This window comes from Vibrio sp. YT-18, assembly GCF_033337345.1.
In the GTDB taxonomy this organism is placed as follows: domain Bacteria; phylum Pseudomonadota; class Gammaproteobacteria; order Enterobacterales; family Vibrionaceae; genus Vibrio; species Vibrio alginolyticus.
The window spans coordinates 1-1096 of the sequence record NZ_JAWOQO010000234.1 but is presented as its reverse complement, the minus strand read 5'-3'; the positions used below and the strand labels follow the sequence as shown (position 1 = coordinate 1096).

Annotated in this window: 2 protein-coding genes; both read left to right on the top strand. The window is 46.6% G+C overall.

What is annotated here, in order from left to right; translation table 11 throughout:
- Nucleotides 1-351 (top strand): ATP phosphoribosyltransferase (gene hisG / locus R7M72_RS25650; RefSeq protein ID WP_411913731.1); only part of this gene is annotated, 351 nt, incomplete at its 5' end.
- Between the two features lie 5 nt (nt 352-356).
- Nucleotides 357-1096, top strand: a 740-nt coding sequence (gene hisD / locus R7M72_RS25645) for a histidinol dehydrogenase (RefSeq protein WP_318056535.1), incomplete at its 3' end; no start/stop codon positions are given.

The window sequence follows — 1096 nt, the reverse complement described above, 5'->3', positions numbered from 1 at the left end:
GAAGCCGAAGTCATCTTTAGATCCAAAGCGACGCTTATCCAACGCATTGGTGAGTTCGACGCAGACAAAGCAGAGTTGATCAATAAATTGCTAACTCGCATGCAAGGCGTTCAACAGGCAAAAGAATCAAAATACATCATGCTGCACGCACCAGCTGGAAAGTTGGAGCAAATTAAAGCATTACTGCCGGGCGCAGAAGATCCAACCGTTTTACCACTATCAGCAGACAAACAGAAAGTTGCCGTTCATTTGGTGAGTACAGAGAACTTGTTCTGGGAAACCATGGAACAGCTAAAAGAACTGGGTGCGAGCTCAATTCTAGTGCTACCAATTGAAAAAATGATGGAGTAACGGCAATGAGAACTGTTGTATGGCAATCACTGAGTGAAGAGCAACAAGATGCAATTTTAGAGCGTCCTGCCATTGCGGAAGGCGCGAATATTACCGCTGCAGTTGCGGATGTGATCGCAAAGGTGCGTACTCAAGGTGACGCAGCGCTATTAGAACTTACAGAAAAGTTTGACCGTGTAAAACCGGAATCAATCCGAGTTCCATCCAAAGAAATTAATGCGGCTTCAGAGCGCCTTTCTGCGGAAATGAAACAAGCACTAGAGCAGGCTTACAGCAACATTGCTAAATTTCATAAAGCGCAAAAGCCACAACCAATTAAAGTGGAGACACAACCTGGTGTGATGTGTGAGCAAGTGACACGTCCCATTCAAAAAGTAGGGTTGTATATTCCTGGTGGTAGCGCGCCATTGCCATCGACAGTATTGATGTTGGGCGTGCCTGCAAAAATCGCTGGTTGTCGTAAAGTGGTGCTTTGTTCTCCTCCACCGATTGCAGATGAAATTTTGTACGTTGCCAAGTTGTGCGGCATTGATGAAGTTTACAATGTCGGTGGTGGACAGGCGGTCGCTGCTATGGCTTACGGTACGAAAAGCGTCTCCAAAGTGGATAAAATTTTTGGCCCGGGTAACGCCTATGTGACGGAAGCAAAACGTCAAGTAAGCAATGACTTCCGTGGTGCTGCGATTGACATGCCGGCTGGCCCTTCTGAAGTTCTTGTGATTGCAGACGAAACCGCAGATCCAGA